This is a genomic window from Acetonema longum DSM 6540 (assembly GCF_000219125.1).
GTDB lineage: Bacteria > Bacillota > Negativicutes > Sporomusales > Acetonemataceae > Acetonema > Acetonema longum.
In genome coordinates, this window is the sequence record NZ_AFGF01000010.1 from 1 (window position 1) to 21,176 (window position 21,176).

At 53.0% G+C, this 21,176-nt stretch carries 18 protein-coding genes, 1 pseudogene and 1 other annotated feature; of the genes and pseudogenes, 4 read left to right on the forward strand and 15 right to left on the reverse strand.

Annotation, left to right across the window (positions count from 1 at the left end; translation table 11 throughout):
* Positions 1 to 198: 198 nt before the first annotated feature.
* From ALO_RS00735 to trpD, 7 genes are read right to left on the reverse strand one after another with little or no spacing between them, the layout of a single operon-like run.
* Positions 199 to 780 (reverse strand): anthranilate synthase component II, encoded by a 582-nt coding sequence (locus tag ALO_RS00735; protein ID WP_004091746.1) that lies wholly within the window; start codon positions 778 to 780, stop codon positions 199 to 201.
* Between the two features lies 1 nt (position 781).
* Positions 782 to 2,248 carry an anthranilate synthase component I family protein gene (locus ALO_RS00740; protein ID WP_004091748.1) on the reverse strand — a complete coding sequence of 489 codons (1,467 nt, stop codon included), beginning with the start codon at positions 2,246 to 2,248 and terminating at the stop codon, positions 782 to 784.
* 1 nt (position 2,249) lies between these two features.
* Positions 2,250 to 3,047: a tryptophan synthase subunit alpha gene (gene trpA / locus ALO_RS00745; RefSeq protein ID WP_004091750.1), complete on the reverse strand. Its 798-nt coding sequence runs from the start codon at positions 3,045 to 3,047 to the stop codon at positions 2,250 to 2,252.
* A gap of 38 nt (positions 3,048 to 3,085) precedes the next feature.
* The gene (gene trpB / locus ALO_RS00750; RefSeq protein WP_004091752.1) at positions 3,086 to 4,264 is read right to left on the reverse strand and encodes a tryptophan synthase subunit beta; all 1,179 of its coding nucleotides are present in this window, start codon (positions 4,262 to 4,264) and stop codon (positions 3,086 to 3,088) included.
* Between the two features lie 42 nt (positions 4,265 to 4,306).
* Positions 4,307 to 5,080 (reverse strand): indole-3-glycerol phosphate synthase TrpC, encoded by a 774-nt coding sequence (gene trpC, locus ALO_RS00755; RefSeq protein WP_004091754.1) that lies wholly within the window; start codon positions 5,078 to 5,080, stop codon positions 4,307 to 4,309.
* Positions 5,058 to 5,708 carry a phosphoribosylanthranilate isomerase gene (locus ALO_RS00760; protein WP_004091756.1) on the reverse strand — a complete coding sequence of 217 codons (651 nt, stop codon included), beginning with the start codon at positions 5,706 to 5,708 and terminating at the stop codon, positions 5,058 to 5,060. The genes trpC and ALO_RS00760 overlap by 23 nt, the downstream gene beginning before the upstream one ends.
* Complete coding sequence (gene trpD, locus ALO_RS00765) at positions 5,698 to 6,735, reverse strand: anthranilate phosphoribosyltransferase (protein ID WP_004091759.1); 1,038 nt, start codon at positions 6,733 to 6,735, stop codon at positions 5,698 to 5,700. Before trpD ends, ALO_RS00760 begins: the two co-directional genes overlap by 11 nt.
* Before the next feature lie 267 nt (positions 6,736 to 7,002).
* Positions 7,003 to 7,266 (reverse strand) — a binding site (T-box leader).
* A gap of 268 nt (positions 7,267 to 7,534) precedes the next feature.
* Here trpD and ALO_RS00770 point away from each other — a divergent pair.
* Positions 7,535 to 7,981: pseudogene (locus ALO_RS00770) on the forward strand (nucleoside recognition domain-containing protein); the annotation flags it as partial.
* 547 nt (positions 7,982 to 8,528) lie between these two features.
* Here ALO_RS00770 and ALO_RS00775 read toward each other — a convergent pair.
* The 8 genes from ALO_RS00775 to ALO_RS00810 form a co-directional block, all read right to left on the reverse strand.
* Positions 8,529 to 9,176, reverse strand: coding sequence for a trimeric intracellular cation channel family protein (locus tag ALO_RS00775; protein ID WP_004091765.1), 648 nt, complete (start codon positions 9,174 to 9,176; stop codon positions 8,529 to 8,531).
* Between the two features lie 176 nt (positions 9,177 to 9,352).
* The gene (ahpF, locus tag ALO_RS00780; RefSeq protein ID WP_004091766.1) at positions 9,353 to 10,909 is read right to left on the reverse strand and encodes an alkyl hydroperoxide reductase subunit F; all 1,557 of its coding nucleotides are present in this window, start codon (positions 10,907 to 10,909) and stop codon (positions 9,353 to 9,355) included.
* Positions 10,909 to 11,481: an alkyl hydroperoxide reductase subunit C gene (gene ahpC, locus ALO_RS00785; protein ID WP_004091767.1), complete on the reverse strand. Its 573-nt coding sequence runs from the start codon at positions 11,479 to 11,481 to the stop codon at positions 10,909 to 10,911. Before ahpC ends, ahpF begins: the two co-directional genes overlap by 1 nt.
* A gap of 238 nt (positions 11,482 to 11,719) precedes the next feature.
* A complete protein-coding gene (locus ALO_RS00790; protein WP_004091768.1) occupies positions 11,720 to 12,031 on the reverse strand; it encodes an AtuA-related protein in 312 nt (103 codons plus the stop codon).
* A 1-nt stretch (position 12,032) separates the two neighbouring features.
* A complete protein-coding gene (locus tag ALO_RS00795) occupies positions 12,033 to 13,370 on the reverse strand; it encodes an acyclic terpene utilization AtuA family protein (RefSeq protein WP_004091769.1) in 1,338 nt (445 codons plus the stop codon).
* Positions 13,371 to 13,796: 426 nt separating this feature from the next.
* Positions 13,797 to 15,449: a phosphoglucomutase (alpha-D-glucose-1,6-bisphosphate-dependent) gene (gene pgm / locus ALO_RS00800; RefSeq protein ID WP_004091771.1), complete on the reverse strand. Its 1,653-nt coding sequence runs from the start codon at positions 15,447 to 15,449 to the stop codon at positions 13,797 to 13,799.
* 52 nt (positions 15,450 to 15,501) lie between these two features.
* Positions 15,502 to 16,737 (reverse strand): glucose-1-phosphate adenylyltransferase, encoded by a 1,236-nt coding sequence (gene glgC, locus ALO_RS00805; protein WP_004091773.1) that lies wholly within the window; start codon positions 16,735 to 16,737, stop codon positions 15,502 to 15,504.
* A 236-nt stretch (positions 16,738 to 16,973) separates the two neighbouring features.
* Positions 16,974 to 18,056, reverse strand: coding sequence for an FUSC family protein (locus ALO_RS00810; RefSeq protein WP_040292452.1), 1,083 nt, complete (start codon positions 18,054 to 18,056; stop codon positions 16,974 to 16,976).
* A 304-nt stretch (positions 18,057 to 18,360) separates the two neighbouring features.
* On the opposite strand from ALO_RS00810, the gene ALO_RS00815 reads away from it, so the two are divergent.
* From ALO_RS00815 to ALO_RS00825, 3 genes are all read left to right on the forward strand, one after another.
* Positions 18,361 to 20,340: a sigma 54-interacting transcriptional regulator gene (locus tag ALO_RS00815; RefSeq protein ID WP_004091777.1), complete on the forward strand. Its 1,980-nt coding sequence runs from the start codon at positions 18,361 to 18,363 to the stop codon at positions 20,338 to 20,340.
* The gene (locus ALO_RS21645) at positions 20,298 to 20,438 is read left to right on the forward strand and encodes a helix-turn-helix domain-containing protein (RefSeq protein WP_139025284.1); all 141 of its coding nucleotides are present in this window, start codon (positions 20,298 to 20,300) and stop codon (positions 20,436 to 20,438) included. Before ALO_RS00815 ends, ALO_RS21645 begins: the two co-directional genes overlap by 43 nt.
* A gap of 232 nt (positions 20,439 to 20,670) precedes the next feature.
* Positions 20,671 to 20,961, forward strand: coding sequence for a hypothetical protein (locus ALO_RS00825; RefSeq protein ID WP_004091783.1), 291 nt, complete (start codon positions 20,671 to 20,673; stop codon positions 20,959 to 20,961).
* Positions 20,962 to 21,176 lie beyond the last annotated feature (215 nt).

Consider the following 21,176-nt stretch of genomic DNA (forward strand, 5'->3'; position numbering starts at 1 on the left):
AATAAAAACCGCCGTTTTGCCAATCAAATGATTGGCAAAACGGCGGTTGTACCGGAGGCGCTATATATATTTTAAAGGGAATGATTCTACGCGGTGATTTCGGCTTTGGTCACGAAACGGCACAGTTCCGGCACATAGCGTATCTCTCACCCGTCTGCAAGCCCCGCCGAGCCTTATGTTTTTCTCATCTCCCGTCCATTAATGAGCGTTCCCCTTTATTCCGCCAAGAAAATTACTCAACAGCCTTCCCCCCTCCGGCGTCAAAATAGACTCCGGATGAAACTGTACCCCCTCAATATTATACTGCCTATGCCTGATTCCCATAATCAGCCCGTTATCGCTGACCGCCGTCGCTTCCAGGCAGTCGGGCAGAGTTTCCTTATCCACGATCAGAGAGTGATACCGCCCTGCCATAAGGGGCTGGGACACCCCGGCGTAAGTTCCGGTTCCACTGTGATGCACTCTGGATACTTTGCCGTGGACGGGTTGGGGGGCACGGATGATCTTCCCGCCGAAGACCTCGCCGATGACCTGGTGGCCGAGGCAGATTCCCAGAATGGGAATCTTGCCGGCGAAGACGGCGACCGCCTGTTTGCTGACGCCGGCGTCGTCGGGAGTTCCCGGTCCGGGGGAGATGATGATGGCCGAATAGTTTCCCTGTTCTATTTCCGGCAGGGAGAGTCGGTCATTGCGGATTACCTGCAATTCGCAGCCCAGATTGGCCACAGCCTGGTAAACGTTATAGGTAAAGGAATCGTAGTTATCAATCAGCAAAATCACCCTATTCGCCTCCCAGCACCCGAAATAACGCTTTGGCCTTATGACGGATCTCCTGGTATTCCAGTTCGGGGACAGAGTCGGCTACAATGCCGGCGCCGGCGCGGATCGTTACCTGGTCGCCCTCAATCGCCATAGTCCGGATGGTAATGCAGGTGTCCATATTGCCGCGAAAATCGATATAGCCTACCGAGCCGGCGTAGCTGTCCCTCGCGGCTGTCTCCAGTTCATTGATGATTTCCATGGCCCGGCACTTGGGAGCGCCGCTGACGGTCCCGGCGGGAAAACAAGCAGCCAGCACATCGGTCGGCATGTATTTCGGGTCAACCTGACCGGTTACTTCGGAAACGATATGCATCACGTGGGAAAAGTTCTCCACCTCCATCAGCCGGCTCGCTGCAACTGTGCCGGGCAGGCTGATTCGTCCGATGTCGTTGCGGCCCAAATCCACCAGCATGGCGTGTTCGGCGCATTCTTTCACATCAGCCAGCAGTTCGGCGGCCAGGGCTGCGTCTTGCCCGGCGGTCTGGCCCCGCGGTCTGGTGCCGGCGATGGGGCAGGAATAGACTTTTCCGCCCTGGAGTTTGACCAGCATTTCCGGCGACGCTCCCACTATCTGCAGATTGCCGGTATTGAAATAAAACATGTAAGGAGAAGGGTTGATCCGCCTCAGCCGGCGGTACAGCATAAAGGGAGGGGCTGTCAGAGGGTGGGTGAAGGGATGAGACAGCACCACCTGGAATATGTCGCCGGCAGCTATATATTCTTTGGCGGCTCGAACCGCTTCCATGTAACTTTGCTTTATCGGGGGATCGTCAGGCGGCAGCAGCGGTTCCCTGCCAGAGTCAGGAGCTTGTTCCGCCGGAATGAGGACGGGCTGCTTTAATTGATCAGCCATTTGTCGAAGTTCCGCCACAGCCGTGTCATAGGCCACCTGAACGCCGTGAAGGCCGGGCTGAACCAGAACAATCAGCTTGGCGGTGTGAGTCAGATGGTCCATGGCGACAATCTTCCGGCAGATCATAAACTGCCCCAGGACAGCTTCCGGGGAAATGCTCATCCCCCGGACCCTCTCCCAGGTAGCGGCGGCCTCGAAGCTCAGATACCCCACCGCTCCGCCGCTGAAAGGCGGCAAATCCGGAAAATCAGGACAGGAGAAACCGGCTAAAACCTCTTGCAAGGCGGTCAAAGGCGATTTTGCGATATGATACCGCCTTTGGTCAGCAACGACTTCCATCCGGTCCGAATAAGCGGTCAGGCGCAGCATCGGATCAGAGCCGATAAAGGAGTAGCGGCCAAAATTCTTGCCGCTCTCGGCGCTTTCCAGCATAAAGCCCGGACTGTCGCCTACCAGCTTGTAATAAAGAGAAACGGGCGTATCCAAGTCAACCGGTATTTCGGTATAAACCGGAATGATAGTATAAGACCCGTCCAGGGAAGAAAATTCACGACCACTGACAGACAACCGCATCCTACAGTCCACCCCTGTCCAACTCCCGCCTTATGCCAGAGAGGAAATCTCTCACAGATGCCACATCGCCTTTTTCCATTCTCTGCACCACCGCGCTGCCGACGATGACCGCGTCGGCATACTTGGCTGCTTCCCGGGCGACTTCAGGGCTGCCGATGCCAAAGCCCACGGCAATGGGTATTGTTGTATGCCGGCTGGCCTGACAGATGATTTTCTCTACCAGCTGATAGTCTGTCCTTTTCACTCCGGTCACGCCGGTGCTGGAAATGCAATAGAGAAAACCGGAAGCTTCCTTGCTGATGGCAGCAATCCTGTCCTGGCCGCTGGTGGGGGCGATAAAGCTGATGAGTTCCATGGGGTATTCCCGGCAGATAGCCTGAATGAATCCGCTTTCTTCCATTGGCAGGTCCGGGATAATCAGCCCGGCTACCCCGGCAGCTGAAAAATCGGCAATAAACTTCTGCGGGCTATAGTGCAGCACTGTATTTACATAGGTCATCACCGCTAAGGGGATAGAAGAACTGCGGCGAATCCGCCGGATTAGTTCCAGTATTTTAGGGGCAGTCACCCCGCGTTTCAGGGCCTCTGTCGCCGCTTTTTGAATCACCGGCCCATCGGCGATAGGGTCGGAGAAGGGAATGCCGATTTCGATGGCATCGGCGCCGGCTGCTTCTGCTGCCATGACTGCCTGATAGGTGGCGTCCAGGTCCGGATACCCAGCTGTCAGATAGACGATTAGACCCTTTTGGCCGCTTTCTTTCCGCTGCTTTAATCCAGCAGCAATCATCGTTCCTTCCACTTAAACCATTCCTTCCTTCTCTATGAATCTCAATTTCCCTATTTCTCCTCCATTACTTTGGCAACTTGCTGCACGTCTTTGTCGCCTCGTCCCGACAGACAGATGACCACTGTCTGGTCCGGCTTGGTGTCCGGCATGAGAATCTCCAGGTAAGCCAGAGCGTGGGCGCTTTCCAGGGCGGGAATAATGCCTTCGGTTTTGGCCAGCAGCTCAAAGGCCTGCAAAGCCTGCTGATCGGTGACCGACACGTATTCCACCAGGCCGGCGTCTTTAAAATACGAGTGTTCCGGGCCTACGCCGGGATAATCCAAACCGGCGGAAATTGAAAAGGCCGGGATAACCTGACCGTCCTCATCCTGCAGCAGGTAACTCAGAGCCCCATGCAGCGCGCCGGGCTCGCCCTGCGTCAAAGAAGCGGCGTGTTGACCGGTGAATATGCCTTTGCCGGCCGCCTCCACCCCGATCTTGCGGACGAATTTTTCCTGATGAAAGGGATGAAACGTTCCCATGGCATTGCTGCCGCCTCCCACGCAGGCCAGCAAAAAGTCGATGTTCTTAATGTTCAAAGCCGCCTGCTGCTCCCGGATCTCCTGGCCGATCACAGTCTGAAAATCCCGCACAAGCATGGGGTAAGGATGAGGTCCCACCACTGAGCCGATGATATAGTGGGTATCCCTCACATTGGTCACCCAGTAGCGAATGGCTTCGCTGGTGGCATCTTTGAGAGTGCCGGAGCCGCTGGTAACCGGGACCACTTCCGTCCCCAGCAATCGCATACGGAACACGTTCAAGGCCTGGCGCTCAATGTCTTCCTCGCCCATGAACACCTTGCATTCCATCCCGAACAGGGCCGCCATGGTAGCGCAGGCCACCCCGTGCTGGCCGGCGCCGGTCTCCGCTACAATGCGTTTTTTCCCCATGCGCCTGGCCAGCAGTGCCTGTCCCAGGGCATTGTTGATCTTATGGGCTCCTGTATGCAACAGGTCTTCCCGCTTCAGATAAATCCCGGCGCCGCCGTAATGGCGGGTTAAATTGGCGGCGTAATACAGCCGGGTCGGCCGGCCGGCGTATTCTGCCAGATACCGGTTGAGTTCGGCGATAAACGACGCGTCCTGTTTAACGGTACGGTAAAAATCCTCCAGTTCAAGTAATGCCGGCATCACAGTTTCCGGCACAAACTGCCCCCCGTATTGCCCGTAACGTCCATTGTCTGACATTCTGAATCCTCCTTTTATCCAATATATACTCTGGCTTAACCCTTACAACGGGACAACAACCCTGGCCAGCTGCCGGGTACGCCCGGCAATATCCGGTGCTTTCACCAGCCCTTCCCCCACCAGGGCACCCCGGACCCCGGACCGCTGCAGCTGTTCTACTTCCTCCGGGCCGGCAATGCCGCTTTCGCTGATCACCAGGCATTCTTTGCCGCAATAGGGCAGAAGTTCATAGGTCCTGGCTACGTCCGTGGTAAATGTTTTCAGGTCCCGGTTATTGATCCCTACCAGATGCGCCCCGGCTGTCCGGGCCCGTTCCAGTTCCTCCAGACTGTGGATCTCCACCAGGCAGTCCAGACCCAGTTCGCCGGCAATCGCCTGATACTGCTGAAGCTGAAGGTCAGACAATATGGCGGCAATCAGCAGAACAGCGTCGGCCCCTGCCCAACGGGCCTGATAAATCTGATAGGGATCAATCATAAAGTCTTTGCACAACACCGGCAGTTGGCTCACGGCCTTTACCCTGCCGATGTCCTGAATGCTGCCGCCAAAGGGACGGCTGGTGTGCACCGACAGGCAGCTTGCCCCGTTTTGGCTGTAGATTTGGGCCAGTTCAGGCACAGTAACACCTTGAACCAAGACGCCTTTGGCGGGAGACATCAGCTTGCATTCTGCGATCAGCGCCCAATCCGTCGTTTTAATCGCCTGGCTGAATAAAAATTGTCCGGGTTGAATTTCCCGCCTGAATTGCGCAAGGGGCGCAAGGGCCTTTGTTTCAGCTACCTGACGCCGGATATCAGCGACAATTTGGGTTAGCATGGGATCCCTCCTTGGCGGTTTTTGCTGCTTTAGCCGAAAGAATAAAGTCGCGAATTTTCGCCTGGTCCTTGACGCCGTCTGTCTCCACCCCGCTGGATACATCCACGCCGTAAGGGCGCAATATGTTAATGGCCTCCGGCACATTGACCCCATTCAGGCCGCCGGCCACCAGGAACGGTTTGGAAATGCGCCGGGTTATCTCCCGCAGTCCGGCCCAGTCAAAGGTCCTGCCGCTGCCGCCGGCCTGACCGGGGACAAAACTGTCGAACAGCAGCCAGTCAGCGGGAAAGCTCTCCCATCCTTCCCTGTCCGGCTCGCCGGAACCGATCCGCACCGCCTTGATAACCGGACGGTTGAGCTGACGGCAGTACTCGGCCGGTTCACCACCGGAAAGCTGGATATAGTCCAGCTGACACTGGACAGCAATCTGCCGCACTTCCTCCAGGGGTTGGTCAACAAACACCCCTGCCTTGCCAATCCCCCTGACCTCTTGCGCGATCCGGGCCGCCTCCCTTACCTCAATCCGGCGCCGGCTGTCGGCGAAGACAAAACCGATCATGTCCGCACCATACTGCCGGGCGGCGCGGGCATCCTCCAGTCTGGTTATGCCGCAGATTTTAACGAGCATCGTCCGTGCCTCCCCGGCGGAAACAGGTGTATTGGCGCAGTTCCTCCAGCTTGCCCAGAGCGGCGCCGCTGTCGATACTCCTTTGGCTAAGAGCGATTCCTTCCCGGATATCCTGGGACCGACCGGCTACCATCAGGGCTGCCGCCGCGTTGATCAGGACCAGGTCCCGTTTGGGGCCATGCCGGCCTTGCAGCAGCTGGATGATGCTGGCGGCGCTTTCCGCCGGTGTGCTGACCTGATAGTCGGCTGGATCACACAGGGTAAACCCGTAATCCTTCGGCTCGATCCGGTAGGTTGTGACCTGACCGTCTTTCACTTCTGAGATTTGGCTGGGAGCTGTGGTGGTGATTTCATCTAAGCCGTCCAGGCCGTACACCACCATGGCGTGGTCCACGCCAAGCTGCAGCAGGACTTCGGCTATTTTACCGGTCAGGGAACCATCATAAACCCCCATCAGCTGCCGTTTGGCTCCCAGAGGATTGGTCAGAGGCCCCAAAAGGTTGAACACCGTCCGAAAGCCCAGTTCCCGACGGGTGGGGCCGGCATATTTCATCGCCGGATGAAAAACCGGCGCATAGGCAAATCCTACTCCCAATTTGCTCACTGCCTGAGTCGTCTCCTCCGGTGTCAAATCAATGTTTACACCCAGGCTTTTGAGCACATCGGCACTGCCGGATGTACTGGATACGCCGTGATTGCCATGTTTGGCGACGGTTGCCCCGGCCCCTGCCGCTACGAAAGCAGCAGCGGTGGAAACGTTAAACGTTCCTTTCCGGTCACCGCCCGTGCCGCAGGTATCGACTACATCACGCCGGCCGCAATCGGTTCGGCGGGAAAAATGCCGCATTATTTCGGCAAAACCGACGATTTCCTCGCTGTTTTCCCCTTTCAGGCGCAGGGCTGTCAGCAAACTGCCGATCTGGGAGCCGCTGGCCTGCCCCGACATAATGATTTTCATTGAGTTTCTGGCCTGTTCCCGGGATAAATCCTGACCGGAAATCAGGAGATTGAGATACTCTTTTAACATCTTCCTTCCTCCTGTCCTCTTGTTGCGTCTTATCGGAAAAATAAAAAGACCATTTCACCTTAAGGGGCGAAATGGTCCGCGGTACCACCCTACTTTGGAACCCGGCTGTTTCCCCAGAGACCGTTGAAAAAGGCCCATCTGCGTCGTTACTCCTGCTCTTACCTAGCATCCGGACCTTTTTGAACGGTCTCAAATGCTAGGCTACAGATGGTTTTTGCAACCAACCTCTGATATAAGGGGCCGCCAAATAAAAAAACCATTCCACCCGTCAGGGGCGAAATGGTTCGCGGTACCACCCTTATTCGGAAAACAAGCTGTTTTCCCTGGTTTCAGGTACGGGAGTTAAAGCGCCGATACCCTAGCCTTTTAACGGAGGCTTCCGGTCTGTCCTACTACTTACTGGTTCGGCAGACAGCTCACGGGACCATTCAGCAGGATCTTCAGGCCGGTCATCACACCTCCGGGGTTTCCGGTCACCGGCTCGCTGGACTGAAAAGGGACATGCTTACTCTTCCCGGTCATAGCTTTTGATAATTTTTCCAAAATGAATTGTTTTTAATATAGCACAGACAGTAATTACTTGTCAATAAAATGTTCTAACAGAATTTGTTCTTCTACCATCCCAACAAATACCGACACCGTTTCAATTAAAGTTGACAAGTTTTTATTGAAAATAGCAATACTCGGTAGTACAATGTATAAATGAGTTCTATTGCACGGGACATTGTTGCAATACATGCGGTCTTTGTGAAGGCCGCCGTCAATGGAGCCAGTAAAACTATAAGGAGGATGAGGACCTATGCAAGGAAAAGAATCTCAGGAGAACAAAATCAGCTGGGTAAGTTACGCCGCATTCGCATTGGCTATTATTTTCTTTTCGGGAATATTTGCCTCAGCAAAAGACTGGACGCAGGTGCTAGACTTTAGCGTGCTTAACGGCGCTTATGGAAAAATTACCGGTGAGGCCGGCAAAGCGTTTACTTTCCGCGGCGCCGGCGGCGGCGGAGCGCGGGATGGCTTTATGTTCGCCCTGGAACTCATGCCGGCGGTCATTTTCGCCCTTGGCGTTATCGCCGTTGTTGACGGATTGGGCGGTTTACGGGTAGCGCAGAAGCTAATGACTCCGCTCTTGAAGCCCCTCATGGGCATTCCTGGCATTTGCGGCTTAGCCCTGATTTCCAATCTGCAAAGCACTGACGCAGGCGCAGGCATGATCAAGGAATTGGTGGAAAGCGGCGAAATCACTTTTCCATTTTAGCTAAGCAGACTTGTATCCATCATCCTGCGCGTTCGGGCCTATCTCTACCTTTATCTCCAACAGTTTTATCAATGTCCGTTTATTGAGTGTATATGCACGCAAATAAGAAAAACCAGTTTTGTTTATAAGATTATTTACTACTCATCGATTAAGTGTATATACACGAAAAGTCTAAATCAGAAAATCATTATATTCTTCTAATTCCATCGCTTTCGCCCTGCTGGTTAATGTGTATCGAGTCCCAAAAAAAATCTTATTGATACCATAGCCATTGACAATTTCACAGATCAATGTACCGGGACTATACTTTGATTAAAGGGAAGAGAAATCGCAGGAGGCGAAATACAAATGGGGATGGGAATAGGAATTCTTGTATTTTATATAATTGCTATTTGCATTTCAGCAATTGAGACCCGCAAGGAAGGAACAGCGGGGAAAAACTGAGCGCCTGTTTTTTTGCTGCAAAAAAGGGCTGCATGCGTAAAAACGCTTTGCGCCCCTTCTTTTTACCTATATTAACGTATCACCATTTTCGCTAATCAGACTTGTGTTCGCCGGAAACGACCTGCTTTGAATCCATGCCGAGAACGGGAAAATTCCACTTGTATTTAATGCAGCAAAGACGCAAGACGGTGGTGACAACAAAGGAAAGATATAATGGCAGAGAACCCGTTAAATATGATTGCGAATAATAAAAAACCGCGGCGCCGATAATGGCGTTGATGGCATAGACTTCCTGCCGGAACACATAGGGGATCTCTTTGACGATCATATCCCGGAGAATACCGCCGCCGATGCCGGTGATCGTAGCCACTGCCGTTACAATAAACAGAGAATCCAGATGGTGCTGAATGGCCAGGTTGGCGCTGGTCGCCGTAAAGGCGCCAAGGCCGACGGCGTCAAAAAACAGGATCGTGTTCTGATACCGGTCCAGCCAGCGGTAGGTGAACAAGACCCCTACAGCCGATGCGCAGCTGATGATAAAGAACGTTGAGTCGCGAAAGGTTAAGGGAGGTGTATTGCCAATCACCACATCCCGTATGATCCCGCCGCCAATGGCGGTAACCACGGCTAAAATCAGTACACCGAAAATATCGAGACGGCTGCGAATTCCCGTCAGGGCGCCGGAAACGGCAAAGGCCACTACCCCCGTAATTTCCAGGACACTCCATACTGTTGTCATGATATCAGTTCCCTCTTTGACAAATTAAATATGCTCAATCATCTGAGCATAAATAGTATACACGCCGCAAAAGAAGAATGCCACCCCCTTTCATGAAAAAAATCCGCCGGATAGAGTCCCTGGAGACTGCTTCAGACGGATTTTTTCATACTCCTATATTCTCCTGCGTTTTTACATCAATTTCGGATTAAATGGTCAAATGCGGCTAATGCCGCGCTGGCGCCGGATCCCATAGCGATAATGATCTGCTTGTAGTGACTGTTGGTGCAGTCTCCTGCGGCGAACACTCCCGGCACATTCGTGGCGCCGCGGCTGTCCACCAGGATTTCACCGAAGCGGTTGCGCTCGACCGCACCATCCAGCCAATCGGTATTGGGGACAAGACCGATTAGGATAAAGACCCCTGCCAGGTCTATATGATGCTCTTCTCCTGTTGCCCGGTCAATGTAAGTAAGGCCGTCGACCCTGTCTGTGCCGGTGATTTCTTTCGTCTGAACATTTTTTAAGACCGTCACATTGGGAAGACTGTCCAGCCGCTGCTGCAGCACCAGGTCGGCTTTCAGTTCCGGCATAAATTCCAGCACCGTCACATGTTCCGTAATTCCGGCCAAATCAATCGCCGCTTCAATCCCGGAATTGCCGCCGCCGATCACGGCCACCCGTTTTCCCTTAAATATAGGGCCGTCGCAATGGGGGCAGTAGGCCACACCCTTAGTCTTGAATTCAGCCTCTCCCGGTACGCAGATATTGCGCCAGCGAGCGCCGGTGGCCAGGATTACAGCCTTGCTCCTGAGGACGGACCCATTTTCCAGCTCAATTTCTATCAGGTCTTTTTTCTCCAGGCGGCGGCAGCGCTGCGCCTTGATCACGTCGATTTGATACTCCCTCAGATGCTCCTCCAGATTTGCCGCCACGGTGGGGCCTTCGGTATATTTGATACTGATAAAGTTTTCAATGCCGAGAGTTTCCTGCACCTGACCGCCAAGACGCTCAGCCACCAGTCCGGTGCGAATCCCCTTTCTCGCCGCATAAATCGCCGCACTGACTCCCGCCGGGCCGCCGCCGATAATCAAAGTATCAAAGGGCTCTTTAGCGGCAAGCTGGGATACGTCAGGGCCGCCGCCCAATTTGGCAATAACTTCTTCCACACTGATCCGGCCGCTGTGGAAAAATTCGCCGTTAAGGTAAACCACCGGCACTGCCAGAATGTTTTTTGCCTCAGCCTCTTCCCGGAAAACACCGCCGTCCACCATGGTGTGGGTAATGCCCGGATTTAAAACACTCATCATATTCAGGGCCTGAACAATGTCCGGACAAATATGGCAGCTCAGGCTGACATAGGTTTCAAAACGATATTCTCCTTTAATGGCTTTGATCTGATCAATGACGTTCTGATCGACTTTGGGGGCTCTGCCGCTGACCTGGAGCAGAGCCAGCACCAGGGAGGTAAACTCATGGCCCAAAGGGATGCCGGCGAAAGTGATCCTGCCGTCCCCGCCGGCCGTGGCCGCAGACTGGATACTGAAACTGGGCGTTCTGGACAGTTTGGTTTTTTCAATCGCAACGCGGGGAGACAGGGAGGCTATTTCCTCTAGCAAAGCCAGCATATCCCCCGATACCTGGCCGCTGTCCGCGCTGACTTTAATCAGCACGTCACCTTCCGCCATCTGGAGATACTGGGATAACTGCTCTTTAATGTCCTGATCTAACAATGCTGAACTCATCTCTGCCATCACCTCTTAAATCTTCCTGCAAGATCCAGGCTTGCTTTAGGCGCGGCGGCGCTTTCCCGTCCCCATTTGGCCGGGCAGACTTCGCCGGGGTTATTCCTGATATATTGTGCGGCTTTCAGCTTATGAAGCAGTATGCTTGCATCACGTGCGATGCCCTTGGCGTTAATTTCAATCGCCTGTATCACGCCGTCCGGATCGATGATGAATGTGCCGCGATTGGCCAGTCCGCCTTCTTCGGCCAGTATTTCAAAGTTTTTCGACAGGGCATGGGAGGGATCACCAATCATGGGATAGGTGACTTTCCGAATAGCCTCTGAGTTTTCATGCCAGGCCTTATGGACAAAATGAGTATCGGTGGAGACAGAGTATACTTCCACCCCCAGTTCTCTGAAAGCGGGATAATGATCCTGCAGATCTTCCAGCTCTGTGGGGCATACGCGGGAAAAATCCGCCGGATAGAAGCATACCACGCTCCATTTGCCTTTGAAATCCGTTTCTGTAACCTCGATAAATTTGCCGTTATGATAAGCCTGCGCTTTGAATGGTTTGACCACTGTTCCGAGTAATGCCATACCAAATCCTCCTCCTTATGTAAATTCTCTTATTTAATCGATAGTTTTAACTAATCGATAATTATTATCTTTTATTTATATTATCCTACCTTTTCCATGAACCGTCAATAGTATATTTAAATTTTTATAAAAAATTCACATTCAATAAAAAATCCGCCGCTTAGCAACCAAATGATTGAAAGCGGCGGATTTTGCTAATAAACCGTAACAAAACTAACCGGAAGGGCAACAACCGGCGCTATTTTAAATCGGGAATATCCAGGTTCATCAATGCCGAACTCAGGGATTTTCCGTGAATATCAAGGGCCAGAGTCCGGGTGACACCGCCCCCGAGAGCCTTGTACATGACGAAGTTTAACGCCCCAATCTTAGGCAGTTCATAGCGGACGACGTCTCCCTCCACGATGTCGGAGAAAAAATCCTTGACTCGCTTGGCAGTGACGTGCTTTTCCAAAAAGGCATAGTTGGCGGGATCATAGGCAATCACTGAAATATTGGATGTGTTTCCTTTATCGCCGGTGCGGGAATGGGCAATTTCACGCAGCTTCATTTTATATCACCTCGTAATGAACATTGGCTTTAACCAGATTGCGTGGAATCAAGGCAGAAACTATTGCAACGACTTCCCGGGCTGACTTCCAGGCGCCTGCCCCGCCGGCGGGCCCGTTGGTATACAGGGTTTCCACTTCATTGCCGATGCGGACCGCTTCTTTCATATTTTGCGTGCGGCCCGCCACTCTCGCCCGGACTTCGTAAGGTTCATGCCCCGACGACAGTGCGGCGCCATGCAGCGAATTCAAGCCGATCAGATCAAACCGGATTTCCTGGTACTGAACCCCCATCAGCTTTAATCTCTCGGCTACGATGTCCAGGGCCAGCTGACCGCGGTTAGCCGCTCCGGGACCGGCGTAGCTGATCTGGCCTTCGCCGATATAGCTGTCCACATAGCCGACGGAAACCTTGAGGAATTCGGTTTTTTGCCGTCCGGCACCGCCGGTTACCGCCACCTTGTCTTTTTCCACCAGGCTAAATTCCACTCCGCTGAAGTCGGCCACAACGTCCGGAGTGATATAGGCCGCCGGATCATGAATCTCATAGACAAGCTGCTCTTTGCAGGTATCCAGGGTAACATTGCCGCCGGCCTCCGGCACCTTGGTGATGATAAAGGAGCCATCCTTCTGGATTTCGGCAATAGGGAAACCAAGCCGGCCAAGCCCGGGAACATCTTTGAAACCGGGATCGGCATAATAACCGCCTGTAACCTGACCGGCGCACTCCAGCAAATGGCCCATGACAGTAGCCTTGCCCAAGCGGGTCCAGTCATCCATGGACCAGCCAAATTCATGAATAATGGGGGCCACAAACAGGGCCGGATCGGAAATTCGGCCGGTAATGACCACGTTGGCCCCGTTTCTAAGGGCCTCAACGATTGGTTCCGCCCCCAGGTAGGCATTGGCGGATACCATTTTATCCTGAATCGTTGATAATTTTTCCCCGGTTTCCTCGATGATGAGGTCCTGTTTTTTGATAATCTCCAGGACATCATCACCGCTGACGGCCGCAATCTTCAATCCCTTGATCCCCATCTTTTGGGCGATCTCCTTGATCTTCAGGGCGCCGGCGGCAGGATTGGCCGCTCCCATATTGGTAATGATTTTGATGTTCTTTTGTTTGCAAATGCCCAGAACAGCTTCCATTCTGGCCGTCAGCAAAGCGTCATAGCCGGCGTTGGGATCTTCCAGCTTAGCCTGTTGAGCTATGGCTATCGTTCTTTCCGCCAGGCATTCGAAGCACAAATACTGAATATCGCCTTTTGCCGCAAGCTCTGCGGCAGGCTCGATCCTGTCGCCGGAATAACCGGCACCGGATCCAATACGTAGTTTTTTCATATTCTTTCACCTCTTGACCGATAGTTGATTGAATTAGCCGATTTCTGCGGGAAAAGCCTGATGACAACAAATAAAGAAAGCAATTTCCATGCCAATCGATTCTACCGCTGGCGCAGTGAATTCTTTGAAGCCTAAAATCAAAAATTTCCAACTTTTTAGAAATGATGTTTCGTGACACCAGGCACCGGCCATAAAATAACACGTCACGCATCATTTCTAAACCGTTAGAAATTTTCAGGAAAGATTACAACAGTTTAGAAGTATTTTAATCGCCCTGCGGCTGACTCCGGTAATGTGCGCATATTCCGGATTGATATATCTGACTACCGTATTTTCATCGGCAATCAGGATGAGGCAAACCACTCCAACTGTTCAAAAGTATTGTGTTCCATAGGACTACCTCCTGAAAACAATTCACCCGCTCTGTCACACTCCGGCGGCCTTAAAGGCATCGCTGACCATTTGTTTTGCTTCCTCCTGAATCTGCCGCAAATGGTCTTCCCCTTTAAAGCTTTCAGCATAAATCTTATACACGTCTTCGGTGCCGGAGGGGCGGGCTGCGAACCAGCCGCTGGCGGCGCACACCTTCAGGCCGCCGATAGCGGTGTTGTTGCCGGTTGCTTGGGTCAGTTTACCGGTAATGGGTTCACCGGCAAGACTGCCGGCAATAACCTGGTCCGGCGATAACCGGCTCAGTACGGCTTTCTGCCGGGAAGTGGCCCCGGCGTCGATACGGGCATACACCGGTTGGCCAAACTGAGCAATCAGCTCCTGATAATGCCGGCCAGGGTCCCGACCGGTTTTGGCCGTGATTTCCGCCGCTAACAGGCAAAGAATGATGCCATCTTTATCCGTGGTCCAAACCGTACCGTCTTTCCGGAGAAAAGAGGCGCCGGCACTTTCTTCCCCGCCGAATCCCAGGGAGCCGTCCATAAGGCCGTCCACAAACCATTTAAAGCCCACCGGCACTTCCGTCAGCTTGCGGCCCAAGCTGCCAGCCACCCGGTCGATCAGGGAGGAACTGACCAGGGTTTTGCCTACCGACGCATCCTGCCGCCAGCCGGTACGGGACCGGAACAGGTAGGAAATGGCCACCGCCAGGTAATGATTGGGGTTCATCAGACCGGCGCTGCGGGTAACAATGCCATGGCGGTCAAAGTCGGGATCATTGCCAAAGGCCAGGTCATATTTATCCTTTAACTCAATCAAACCGGCCATAGCGTGAGCCGAGGAGCAATCCATGCGAATCTTGCCGTCGCCGTCCACGTTCATAAAACTGAAGGTGGGGTCTGGATGACCGTTTAACAGGTCGATATCCAGGCCATAGGCATCGGCGATAGGCAGCCAGTAGCCAAGGCCGGCGCCGCCGAGAGCGTCCGCTCCCAGCTTCAGACCGGCGGAACGGATGGCGTCCATGTCGATGATATTATCCAGATCTTTTACATAAGGGGTAACAAAGTCATACTCATGCACATTGTCGGCTTGTAAAGCTTTCGCATAGGCAATCCGTTTTACTTCCCTGTTGCCGTCGGCCAGGAAAGCATTGGCCTGATCGGCGACCCATTGGGTCACATGGGTGTCAGCCGGGCCGCCGTGAGGCGGATTATACTTTATGCCGCCATTATCCGGCGGGTTGTGAGAGGGGGTAATGACAATGCCGTCGGCCAGGCCGGCCCGGCGTCCCCGGTTATACGTCAAAATGGCGTGAGAAATAACCGGTGTCGGCGTATAGTTCATATCTTTGGCAATCAGGGTTTCCACGCCGTTAGCCGCCAACACTTCCAGGGTGGAGATAAAGGCCGGCTCCGATAATGCATGGGTATCAAAGCCCACATAGAGCGGGCCGGTGATGCCCTGCTCATGGCGATAGCAGCAAACGGCCTGGGCAATGGCGTGAATATGGGCTTCGTTGAAAGTCCCCTTCAGAGGATTGCCCCGATGACCGGAAGTGCCAAAGGCCACTTTTTGCTCCAGCTGGTAAATGTCAGGTTTGTTTGCATAATACGAACTAATTAACCGTGGAATATTGACTAGAATAGAAAGGGGAGCTTTTTTCCCTGCTAACGGGTGGACAGACATAAAAGAACGACACCTCCGCTTACTAGATCGATAAGTCTACGATAGCGCATCTTTATAGTTTTGTCACTACCGTAATGCCGGATTCAGTGACAGTATATCCCTTTAATAGGTCCTGTTCCTGATTATAGCCGATTTCCGCGCCATCAGGAATTTTTATATTTTCATCAATGATCGCCCGCCTGATTTGGGCATGCCGGCCGATTTCCACATTATTAAACAGGATGGAATCTTCTACCAGGCTGTAGCTGTTCACCCGGCAGCGTGAGCCGACTATGGACCGCCGCACCGTACCGCCGCTGATGATGCAGCCGCCGCAGATGTAGGAGTTCAGGTTTTGCCCCCGCCGGCCGTCTTCGTCAAACACGGTTTTCGCCGGCGGCAGATTGCCCTGATTGGCCAGGATAGGCCACTTATAATTATATAAGTTCAACTGGGGCTCCACATTGACCAGATCCATGTTGGCCTCATAGTAGGAATCAATCGTCCCCACGTCTTTCCAATAGCCTTTTTCCTCCTGCCTCATGCCGGGAATCACGTTATCGGCAAAGTTATAGGCAAAAACCCGGTCCCCCTTCTCCAGCATCATGGGGATCACATGCTTGCCAAAATCCAGGTCCGCATGTTTTCGCTTGCCTTCTTTTAGCACTTCGATAAGCTTTTTGGTGGAAAAAATGTAATTGCCCATAGAGGCGAAACAGGTATCTCTTCCCGGAATGGCTGCAGGCTCTTGAGGCTTTTCAGCAAAATGGGTCACCTGAAAATCCTTGTTTACGGCCAAAATACCGAACCGCCTGGCTTCTTCCGCTGAAACTTCCAGAGCAGCCAGGGTGATATCCGCCTGGTTGACAATATGATAGCTGATCATCTGGCTGATATCCATTTTATAAATATGATCGCCGCCGAAGATCGCCACATAATCCACATCGGAGCATTCGATGAAGCGCAGGAACTGGAAGATGGCGTCTGCCGTGCCTTTGAACCATTCCTCACCGTCGCTGCTGGTCTCGGGTGATATCGTCTCATAGAATTCTCCCAGACCGGCCCATTTGCTCCAGGATTCTTTAATGTGTTTATTTAAGGGATAGGCCCGGTACTGAGTGAGGATATAGACTTTCTTGAGTCCCGAGTTAAACAGGTTGCTCAGGACAAAATCAATGATTTTGTATTTCCCCCCGAAAGACACACAGGGTTTAGGCATGTTCAGGGTAATGGGACTCAGCCGTTCTCCCTTGCCTCCTGCCAGAACCATGGCGATGGTGTTTCTGGTGACGTTGCCCATGACGTACATTTTTCTCCCCCTCTCTCGTCCATGCATGGCTTCACCGGTCAGGCAAAAAAGAAACCAGTTTCTGCCACTACCACTATATGTCTACTCGGGCTAAATCATGCGCATGTCCCCGCCGGACTCCCATTCATGGCCGGCTGTATAAAAAAAACGAAAACCGCTGCAACGCTGCCTGCGTTGTAGCGGTCGGTTTCTCCCGTCAGTATTGTAAGATTCCGGTGTACAGCTCACTGGTCGGTTCAGATGGTTACGGCAGTACTGTCGGCCAATAACTTTTTTCCCTGCCGGACAACCCGTTTGAGTTCGTTGGCGGTTACCGCCGCTTCGGTCAGAGCATGGACATAATAGCTGCCGGTCAGCCTTTGCTGCCAGGTTTCAATCGCTTCACTCAACCTTTCCCAGTAATCCTCGTTGATTTCTTCCGGCTCCACCGGCTGCCCTTCAATGATGACCTTTCTGATCTTAGCATTGACTCTGTCCAGAGAAGCGGCCCCGCTGTTCAGGATGCCCAAGATGACTTTGAACTCATCGCTGATAGGCGGCAGGCCCGCTTTGACCCTGCGGTCAAAACGGTCGGGAAGAATCGAATAAATCCGGTCGGCTTTTTCTGTCAGGGATTCGTTATAATCCATCAGCTGCCGGGCCTTGACAAACCATTCGCCTTCTTCCACCGAACCGGACGCCAGTACTTGGCCTTCCCGGCTTAAGAGTTTGGATAAGCTGCGTATTTCCCGGTTTAATTGATGCACTTTTTCCCTTTGGTCCTGATGTACTTCCGGCGCCTCATTTTCCAGTTGAACATATCCCGCTACCGCCTGGCAAAAGTAACGGACCGCGGTTTCATTGCTCTCTTTCAGTTTCGCGGTAAATTGCTTTTTATAGCGGGGCGGCCACAGGAGAATATTGACCAGCATGGCCGTCACCAGGCCGGTAAAAATGACGGCAGTCCTGTTCAGCGCATGCTCCAGCAAAAACGCTTCCTGACCGGAGCCTACCACGAAAAGAGCAGCCACGATCCCGGTGGAGATGCCGCTGTGCAGGTTGAATTTTATATACATCAAAATCAGTATGATGGAGATCAGCCCCATGGCAATGGGATGACCGCCGATCAGGTAGCCGCAGGCAATGCCGGCGGTTACACCCAGGATGTGCACCAGAATCTGATCCCATGCCGTCTTAAACGTCAGGAAGATTGACGGCTGCATATTCACCACAGCGGATACAGCGCCGAAAAAGGCCGGCTCCAGTCGGAACGTCTTGCAGATATACATGGTGATCGTCACTGCAATGCCTGTTTTAATAATACGTGCGCCTATTTTCATTTTACCCGTCACCTGCCTTTCATGAATCCTGAGCCCGGAACTGGCCGGCTCAGGCATTACTATTTTCTACGGCCGCGGCGAAAAACCTCTCTATTTTTACCAAGCGATTACGTAATGCCCCGGAGGAATCAATACAGGATATAAAAGGGAGGATGCAGAATTCAAACAGCAAGATTGCATTGATCCTTTCTCGAATTCCGTGGCAATATCTTACATTCTCGTTTATAGTAATATTGTAGCCATCCGACACTAAGACTATAAGACAAATGCGGGCGACCATAAAAAGAAGGGAGGAGTACCGCCCATGCTGGTTCGCAATTATATGTCAACCTATCCGAAAACCTTGGGACCGGATAACACCTTAAAAGATGCTGCCCGCCTTTTTTTTAAATACCGGCTGAGCGGCGCTCCGGTCATTACCCCGGCCCAGGAGATTTGCGGCCTTATCACCCACAGGCATTTAATCGGGGCTATCACCGAGGATCTCCCGTTTTCCCTGCCGGTCAGTCAGGTCATGACCAAAAATGTCATCACCGTTACCCTGGACACGCCTCTGGAAGAGGCCCGGCAAATTCCGGTCAGCCATCTGCCGGTGGTGTCAGATGACCGCAAACTAGCAGGCATGCTGACTCCCCAGGATTTCCTTACTGCTTTTTACGCTCAGCTGCACCGGGCCAACGATGAAATTCAGGCTTTAGTCCGTTCGGCTCATAACGGCATTGTCGTGATTAATGCCTTTGGTATCATTACTACCTTTAACGCCGCCGCTGCCGTACTGACCGGCGTACCGGAATCGGCTGCCATCGGAGCCTATATTGCCGACGTGATTCCCCACACCGGCCTGACCAGGGTCCTCAGCACCGGCAAAAGCGAGACAAGCCAGCCGATTACCATTAACGGGCAGGCCCTTGTTTCCAATCGCTCGCCGATTTGCGAGGGGTCCAAAATCGTAGGCGCCCTGGCCATTATCCAGGACACCTCCGAATTGGTGCAGGCTGCCCGGCAATTAAATGATACCCTGCAGCATGCCGAAGTGCTGGAAAACATCTTCGAAAGCCTCCGGCAGGGTATCGTGGTCGTCGACCAAAACGGCGTGATCATCAAGGTGAACCGGTCCTATGAGGAAATATTCGGCATAGCCAGGGAAGATCTTCTGAACCGGCCGGCGCAGGAAACTATTGAAAATACCAGGCTTCACGTTACCGCCCAGACCGGAGTCATCGAGCTGGGAAATATACAAAATTATCAGGGGAGACAGATCATCGTCAACCGGGTGCCCCTGTTTAACAATGGCGAGCTGAGCGGCGCTTTCGGCGAAATTTTGTTCAAAGACATCAGTGAAATCAGCCGCCTGCTGGACCGGCTCCATCGGCTGGAGCGGCAGGTAGACAGCTACAAGCAGCAGTTGAAAGAGGTCCGCGTTGCCGAACATACCTTTGACGACATCGCCGGCCGTTCCCGTGTCATGGTGCAGGTAAAAAATCTGGCGGCGAAAGCGGCTTTGACTGACAGCAATGTGCTGATTACCGGCGAAAGCGGCACCGGCAAAGAACTGTTCGCCCATGCCATTCATAATGCCAGCCGCCGGCAGGGTATGCCGTTTGTGGCGATCAACTGTGCGGCGATCCCCGCCGAGCTGCTGGAAACCGAACTATTCGGATACGATGAAGGGGCCTTTAGCGGCGCCAAACGGGGCGGCAAAAAAGGCAAGTTTGAATTGGCCGATAACGGGACAATTTTTCTCGATGAAATCGGCGATATGCCGCTGGCAATGCAGGCCAAACTGCTGCGCGTCCTGGAAGAGCGCAGCTTTGACCGGGTGGGGGGCACGAAAACCCAGCCGGTGGACATCCGCATTATGGCCGCTACCAACAAGCCGCTGCCGCAAATGATCCAGGAGCAAACCTTCCGGAAAGATCTGTATTATCGCCTGAATGTAATCAGCCTGGCCCTCCCCCCCTTGCGGGAGCACCGGGAAGACTTAGGGGAACTGGCAGAGGGACTGATGGCCGCCCTCTGTAAAAAAACCGGTCTGCCGCCGAAACGGCTGACACCGGAAACCATGGCTCTGTTCCGGGAATATCATTGGCCCGGCAATGTCCGGGAACTGGCCAACCTGTTGGAACAACTGCTGGTGACCATCCGTGGGCCGCTGATTACGCCCCGTCACCTGCCTCATCTGAACTGGCTGTCCCCCCGGCGGCGGTTGGCCGGGATGGAGTTGATCCGGAAACAGGCGGTTTGTCAGGTCAAACCGAGCCGGAGCGGATTGCCGAAGCCATGAGGCTGGCCAAAGGCAACAAAGTGCTGGCGGCAAAACTCCTGGGTATTCACCGCTCCACTCTCTACGAGAAATTAGGGAAGTACAGGCTAGAAAAATAAAAATGTCGGGCCGACAGGAAAACTTGTCGGATCCGACATTTTTTTGTTATAGCGATAAGGCCGTCCGGCAGAAAACAAATCTTTGACAGCAGCCGCAGCGACAGGAAAAAGGCCCAGATATACAGCGGATTTTCCCGCTTGTTTCAGATCTTTTTTACTGAAAAAATTGTGCAGACAAACCATTGGCATCAAAAATGCATTATACGAATAAATAAAGAAAGGAGTGTCAACCATGACAGAACAATTTTCTCACTTACTACAACGGATTGCAGACGGTGAATGCCTGAACGGCACTTATAGACGCCAGGCTGTCAGCGGAGACGGAGCAATCCGCTTTGACGAAACCGTAGTGCGGACTTATGGCGGCACGCTGTATACCACCACCGACCCGAAAGAAAATGACAGATTTTTTAAACTGGTGGATTACCAGGGCTGCGGCGTCAACAGCTGTTACAGCCAGGCCGACCACTGCAATCTCTATGAAAGCACCGGCACCTGGCAAAGCATGAGTCTGAGCCACTGAGTTTCTTCCCGGTGCGTCTGCGCATGCTTTCCGGGAATCCATTAGGCGCTATGCTTAAAGCCATTCAGTTCTTGCTCCCGACGGTCTGAGGGAGGTCCGGTTACCGGGCTTCCCTCAGACCGTCATTATCTTCACCTGAGAGTCCAGAGAAAAGGCAGCGTCAGTAAGGAACCGCACCGCCTCCACGGCCACCCCGGGAGCCAGCTCCCTGAGCA

Excerpts from the sequence above, each read along its gene's own strand:
- ALO_RS00790 (WP_004091768.1), bottom strand. The coding sequence starts at position 12,031 with ATGAAGCTGCGTGAAATTGCCCATTCCCGCACCGGCGATAAAGGAAAC.
- ALO_RS00760 (WP_004091756.1), bottom strand. The coding sequence starts at position 5,708 with ATGCTCGTTAAAATCTGCGGCATAACCAGACTGGAGGATGCCCGCGCC.
- ahpF (WP_004091766.1), bottom strand. The coding sequence starts at position 10,909 with ATGGCAGAGATGAGTTCAGCATTGTTAGATCAGGACATTAAAGAGCAG.
- ALO_RS00815 (WP_004091777.1), top strand. The coding sequence starts at position 18,361 with ATGCTGGTTCGCAATTATATGTCAACCTATCCGAAAACCTTGGGACCG.
- ahpC (WP_004091767.1), bottom strand. The coding sequence starts at position 11,481 with ATGGCATTACTCGGAACAGTGGTCAAACCATTCAAAGCGCAGGCTTAT.
- ALO_RS00740 (WP_004091748.1), bottom strand. The coding sequence starts at position 2,248 with ATGCGGTTGTCTGTCAGTGGTCGTGAATTTTCTTCCCTGGACGGGTCT.
- ALO_RS00775 (WP_004091765.1), bottom strand. The coding sequence starts at position 9,176 with ATGACAACAGTATGGAGTGTCCTGGAAATTACGGGGGTAGTGGCCTTT.
- pgm (WP_004091771.1), bottom strand. The coding sequence starts at position 15,449 with ATGTCTGTCCACCCGTTAGCAGGGAAAAAAGCTCCCCTTTCTATTCTA.
- trpC (WP_004091754.1), bottom strand. The coding sequence starts at position 5,080 with ATGCTAACCCAAATTGTCGCTGATATCCGGCGTCAGGTAGCTGAAACA.
- trpD (WP_004091759.1), bottom strand. The coding sequence starts at position 6,735 with ATGTTAAAAGAGTATCTCAATCTCCTGATTTCCGGTCAGGATTTATCC.
- glgC (WP_004091773.1), bottom strand. The coding sequence starts at position 16,737 with ATGTACGTCATGGGCAACGTCACCAGAAACACCATCGCCATGGTTCTG.
- ALO_RS00825 (WP_004091783.1), top strand. The coding sequence starts at position 20,671 with ATGACAGAACAATTTTCTCACTTACTACAACGGATTGCAGACGGTGAA.
- ALO_RS00795 (WP_004091769.1), bottom strand. The coding sequence starts at position 13,370 with ATGAAAAAACTACGTATTGGATCCGGTGCCGGTTATTCCGGCGACAGG.
- ALO_RS00810 (WP_040292452.1), bottom strand. The coding sequence starts at position 18,056 with ATGAAAATAGGCGCACGTATTATTAAAACAGGCATTGCAGTGACGATC.
- trpB (WP_004091752.1), bottom strand. The coding sequence starts at position 4,264 with ATGTCAGACAATGGACGTTACGGGCAATACGGGGGGCAGTTTGTGCCG.